The following is a 5,362-nucleotide window of genomic DNA, read 5'->3' on the forward strand; positions in this document are numbered from 1 at the left end:
GGCACACTGTCGTCGGCAACCTCAAAGCGTTGCCGGTCCCGCCAGGCCGAAGGCGGACGTCTTCAGGTTGAGGGGGAACCTGATCCCCTTACCCCGATAACCCTAGGTCAATGAACGTCGTCTCGCACTGAACCTGTGTCAACGCGTGCATCGAAGGCCGTTGACCCCCTCAGTCGGCTTTGCCGACAGCTCCCGCTTGGGGGCGCAATTAGGAACCTGCCTAAGTCCTCAGGCCGCGTAGCTTTGCAGGGGGCGGACGTCGAGGGGGCCGTTGGCCAGGGCGGTAATGGCCTGGGCTGCCGCCAGGGCGCCGGCCGAGGTGGTGAAGTAGGGGATCTTCATCATCAGGGCTGAGCGCCGGATCTCGTAGCTGTCGGCCAGGGACTGCTTGCCTTCGGTGGTGTTGAAGACCAGCTGCACGCCGCCGTTCTTCATGGCGTCGACAATGTGGGGCCGGCCCTCGAGCACCTTGCGCACGTGCTCGACCGCCAGGCCCTGGTCGGCGAGGTAGGTGGCGGTCCCGCCGGTGGCCAGGACCTTGAAACCCTGGGCGAGGAGCAGGCGCACCGGCTCGACGATCCAGGGCTTGTCGGCATCCTTGACCGAGACGAAGACGGCGCCAGAGGCCGGCAGGACGGTGCCGCCGCCCAGCTGGCTCTTGGCGAAGGCCCGGGCGAAGGCCGGGCCGGGGCCCTCGCCCTCGCGGCGCCAGTCCAGGCCCATGACCTCGCCCGTCGAGCGCATCTCGGGGCCGAGGACCGTGTCGACGCCGGCGAACCGGGCGAAGGGGAAGACCGCTTCCTTGACCGCCACGTGGTCATAGGTCGCGTCGACGAGGCCGAAGCTGGCCAGGGACTCGCCCGCCATTACCCGAGCAGCGATGCCGGCCAGGGGGTGGCCGATGGTCTTGGCCACGAAGGGCACCGTGCGGCTGGCGCGGGGGTTGACCTCCAGCACGTAGATCCGCGGCGAGGCCGAGTGCGGCTCCTCGATGGCGAACTGCACGTTCATGAGGCCCCGGACGCCGAGGGCGAAGGCCATGGCCTCGGTCTGTCTCTTGAGCTCGGCGATGGTCTCGGGGCGCAGGGAGAAGGGGGGCAGGGAGCAGGCGGAGTCGCCGGAATGCACGCCGGCCTCCTCGATGTGCTCCATCACCCCGGCCACGAAGACGGTCTCGCCATCGCAGAGGGCGTCGACGTCCACCTCGGTGGCGCGGGACAGGTACTGGTCGATGAGCACCGGGCTGTCGCCGGACACCTGCACGGCGGTGGTGATGTAGCGTTCCAGCTGCTCGTCGTCGTAGACGATCTCCATGGCCCGGCCGCCGAGGACGTAGGAGGGCCGGATGACCACCGGGTAACCGACACTGTGGGCACCGGCGAAGGCCTCGTCCCGGGAGCGGGCAATGGCGTTGACCGGCTGGGCGATCTCCAGGCGGTGCAGGAGCTGCTGGAAGCGCTCGCGGTCCTCAGCCAGGTCGATGGCATCGGGGCTGGTACCGAGGATGGGGATGCCTGCGTCCTCGAGGGCCTGGGCCAGCTTCAGGGGCGTCTGGCCGCCGAACTGGACGATGACGCCCAGAAGGGTCCCGCGGGACTGCTCGACGGCGATCAGCTCGAGCACATCCTCGGCCGTCAGGGGTTCGAAATAGAGCCGATCCGAGGTGTCGTAGTCGGTGGAGACGGTCTCGGGGTTGCAGTTGACCATGATGGACTCCACCCCGATGTCCGCCAGGGCGAAGGCGGCGTGGCAGCAGCAATAGTCGAACTCGATCCCCTGGCCGATCCGGTTGGGGCCCCCGCCGAGGATGATGGCCTTGCGGCGGTCGGAAGGCTCGCTCTCGCATTCCGGAGCCTGCCCGAGGGCCCCGGTCTCGTAGGTGGAGTACATGTAGGGGGTATCGGCGCGGAACTCGCCGGCGCAGGTGTCGATGCGCTTGAAGACCGGCCGCACGCCCAGGGCCTGGCGGGCCGCGCGGACAGCGGCTTCCGGCTGCCGCGCCAGATGGGAAAGCCGGGCGTCAGAGAAGCCCTGGGCCTTGAGGGCGCGGAAGCCCTCGGCCGTTTCGGGCAGGCCGCCGGCGCGCACCAGGCCCTCCTGGCGAACCAGGTCCTGGAGCTGGCTGAGGAACCAGGGTTCATAGGAACAGGCGGCGTGGATCTCGTCGACGGTCAGGCCGTGCCGGAAGGCCTGGGCGATGACCCGCAGCCGGTCCGGCGTGGGCACGCCCAGGGCGCGGATCACCGCGGCCTTGCCGGTCTCGGGGTCCGCGGAGCCCTCGATCTCGACCTCGTCCAGGCCCGACAGGCCCGTCTCCAGGCCGCGCAGGGCCTTCTGGAGGCTTTCCTTGAAGGTCCGGCCGATGGCCATGACCTCGCCCACCGACTTCATCGAGGTCGTCAGGTAGGGCTCGGATCCCGGGTATTTTTCGAAGGCGAAGCGCGGGATCTTGGTGACGACATAGTCGATCGAGGGCTCGAAGGACGCCGGGGTCGCCCCGGTGATGTCGTTCATCAGTTCGTCCAGGGTGTAGCCCACCGCCAGGCGGGCGGCGACCTTGGCAATGGGGAAGCCGGTGGCCTTGGAGGCCAGGGCCGAGGACCGCGACACCCGCGGATTCATCTCGATGACGACCATCCGGCCATCCTTGGGGTTCACGGCGAACTGCACGTTCGAGCCGCCGGTCTCCACGCCGATCTCCCGCAGGACGGCGATCGAGGCCGTCCGCATGATCTGGTATTCCTTGTCCGTCAGGGTCAGGGCCGGCGCCACGGTGATGGAATCGCCCGTGTGGACGCCCATGGGGTCGATGTTCTCGATGGAGCAGACGATGATGCAGTTGTCCGCCTTGTCGCGGACGACCTCCATCTCGTACTCCTTCCAGCCGAGGACGCTCTCCTCGATCAGCACCTCGGTGGTGGGCGACAGGTCGAGGCCGCGTTCGACGATTTCCCGGAATTCCTCGACATTGTAGGCGATGCCCCCGCCGGTGCCGGCCAGGGTGAAGGACGGGCGGATGATGGCGGGCAGGCCAACGAAGGCCAGGCCCTCCATGGCCTCCTCCAGATTATGGGCGGCCTTGGACTTCGGGCTTTCCAGCCCGAGCTTGTCCATGGCGTTGCGGAACTTCTGGCGGTCCTCGGCCTTGTCGATCACCTCGGCCCGGGCGCCGATCATCTCAACGCCGTAACGGGCCAGGACGCCGCGGCTCTCAAGGGCCAGGGCGGTGTTCAGCGCGGTCTGCCCGCCCATGGTCGGCAGGAGGGCGTCCGGGCGTTCGGCGGCGATGATCTTCTCGACCATTTCCGGGGTGATGGGCTCGATATAGGTCGCGTCCGCCACATCCGGGTCGGTCATGATGGTGGCGGGGTTGGAATTGACCAGGATGATCCGGTAGCCCTCGGCCCTTAGGGCCTTGCAGGCCTGGACGCCGGAGTAGTCGAACTCGCAGGCCTGGCCGATCACGATTGGCCCGGCGCCGATGATCAGGATTGAGGAGATGTCGGTGCGTTTGGGCATGGGGACACTCGCGCGCAGGACCCGCGCGCGCGCCTGCGCGCTGCGGCCGGTCGGATTGAAGGCTAAGACGCCCGTTTAGAGACGGAGTCGGCAGGGCGCAAGCACCCATGCCCGGCCCGGGTGTGGGCCGGTATTCCGCCCATAAAAAAACGGGCCGGCGTTTCCGCCGACCCGCTGAACTTTGGTCCCTTTTGGGGAGGTCAGACGGCCAGATTGCCCGCAGACATCTTGCCACTGCGCTTGTCGCGCTCGAGCTCAAAAGTAACCTTCTGGCCTTCGTTCAGCGAGCGGAGACCCGCACGCTCGACGGCGGAGATGTGCACGAACACATCGGGGCCGCCTTCATCGGGTTGAATGAAGCCATAGCCCTTGGTTCCATTGAACCACTTCACGGTGCCGGTAGACATATTGATCGATCGTCCTTGATACATAGGCCCATAACCCCGGAGTTGGGGCGCACAGGATCAAAAATCGAAGGAGGTCGGTAGCTGGCCCGCTGCAACAGAAGAAGCGTCGAAAAAGCAGCCGAACTTACGAGAATTGACACCCTATCATGAAGGAACCCGGGGCGTCTGGCAAGTGGCGCCCTGAAGGCTAGCCCCGGGAGGCGTCCATGAGCTCGGTGAACCTGCGAAAGAGGTAGAGGGAATCCGTCGGTCCGGGCGAGGCCTCGGGGTGGTGCTGGACCGAAAATACGGGGCGGCCGGAGAGGGCGAGGCCCGCATTCGTGCCGTCGAACAGGGAGATGTGGGTCTCCTCAACGCCCTCGGGCAGGCTCTCGCGGCTGACGGTAAAGCCGTGGTTCATGGAGACGATTTCGACCTTGCCGGTGGTGAGATCCTTCACGGGATGGTTCGCCCCGTGGTGGCCCTGCTCCATCTTCTCGGTCCGGGCTCCGAGGGCCAGGGCCAGCATCTGGTGTCCGAGGCAGATGCCGAACACCGGCAATCCTGCATCCACGAGCTTGCGGATCTCCGGCACCGCATAGACGCCGGTCGCCGCCGGGTCCCCGGGGCCGTTCGACAGCATGACCCCGTCGGGGTGGCGGGCCAGAATGGCCTCGGCGGAGGTCGATGCGGGCACCACGGTCACCCGGGCCCCGCAGGAGGCCAGGGCGCGCAGGATGTTGCGCTTGACCCCGAAGTCCATGACCACGACGTCGTAGCGGTCCTGGGCGGGCCGTTCATAGCCTTCGGGCCAGCCGTAGAGCCCTTCCTCCCAGGTGAAGGCCTGGCGGCAGGTGGCGTCCTGGGCCAGGTCGAGACCGACCAGGCCCGACCACTCCGATGCTTGCCGGCGAAGGGCTTCGAGGTCAAACCGGCCTTCGGGATCGTGGGCGATGACGGCGTGGGGCATGCCCTGCTCGCGGATGCGGCGGGTCAGGGCGCGGGTGTCCACGCCAGAGATCCCGATCACGCCCCGGCGCGCCATCCAGGTGCCGAGGTCGGACTCTGAGCGCCAGTTGGCGGGCGGTGTCGGCGCGTCGCGGAGGATGGCCCCGCGGGCCGCCGTCGCCGAGTCGCCGGCGATCTCCTCGACGTCCTCGCCATTGACCCCGACATTGCCCACGTGAGGAAAGGTGAAGGCGACGATCTGGGCCATGTAGGAGGGATCGGTGAGGATCTCCTGGTAGCCCGTCATGGCGGTGTTGAAGCAGACCTCGCCGACTGCGGCACCGGTCGCGCCGCATCCGGCACCCTGTAGGACCGTCCCGTCAGCAAGGACCAGGACTCCGGTCACGCCGGGCAGGAGATCGCTCATGGCAGGCCGCTCCAGGGCTGGTGTGGGGGCTCGCAAAAGGGCGGGCGAGGATGCATCCTGCCCGCCCCTCAGCCGTTGGGGT

General features: G+C 67.6%; 3 protein-coding genes. All 3 read right to left on the minus strand.

Annotation, left to right across the window (positions count from 1 at the left end; translation table 11 throughout):
• Nucleotides 1-228: 228 nt before the first annotated feature.
• On the minus strand, nucleotides 229-3,519 hold the full coding sequence (gene carB / locus WCJ52_RS11285) for a carbamoyl-phosphate synthase large subunit (RefSeq protein ID WP_336903407.1): 3,291 nt from the start codon (nucleotides 3,517-3,519) through the stop codon (nucleotides 229-231).
• Nucleotides 3,520-3,719: 200 nt separating this feature from the next.
• Entirely contained in the window at nucleotides 3,720-3,926 is a 207-nt protein-coding gene (locus tag WCJ52_RS11290) for a cold-shock protein (protein ID WP_336903408.1), read from the minus strand.
• 187 nt (nucleotides 3,927-4,113) lie between these two features.
• Complete coding sequence (carA, locus tag WCJ52_RS11295) at nucleotides 4,114-5,280, minus strand: glutamine-hydrolyzing carbamoyl-phosphate synthase small subunit (RefSeq protein WP_336903409.1); 1,167 nt, start codon at nucleotides 5,278-5,280, stop codon at nucleotides 4,114-4,116.
• Nucleotides 5,281-5,362 lie beyond the last annotated feature (82 nt).

Origin of the sequence: Phenylobacterium sp., from assembly GCF_037138395.1 — a bacterium.
Taxonomy (GTDB): Bacteria; Pseudomonadota; Alphaproteobacteria; order Caulobacterales; family Caulobacteraceae; genus Phenylobacterium.

Coding starts and splice junctions, on each gene's coding strand:
- carB (WP_336903407.1), bottom strand. CDS start 3,519: ATGCCCAAACGCACCGACATCTCCTCAATCCTGATCATCGGCGCCGGG.
- WCJ52_RS11290 (WP_336903408.1), bottom strand. CDS start 3,926: ATGTCTACCGGCACCGTGAAGTGGTTCAATGGAACCAAGGGCTATGGC.
- carA (WP_336903409.1), bottom strand. CDS start 5,280: ATGAGCGATCTCCTGCCCGGCGTGACCGGAGTCCTGGTCCTTGCTGAC.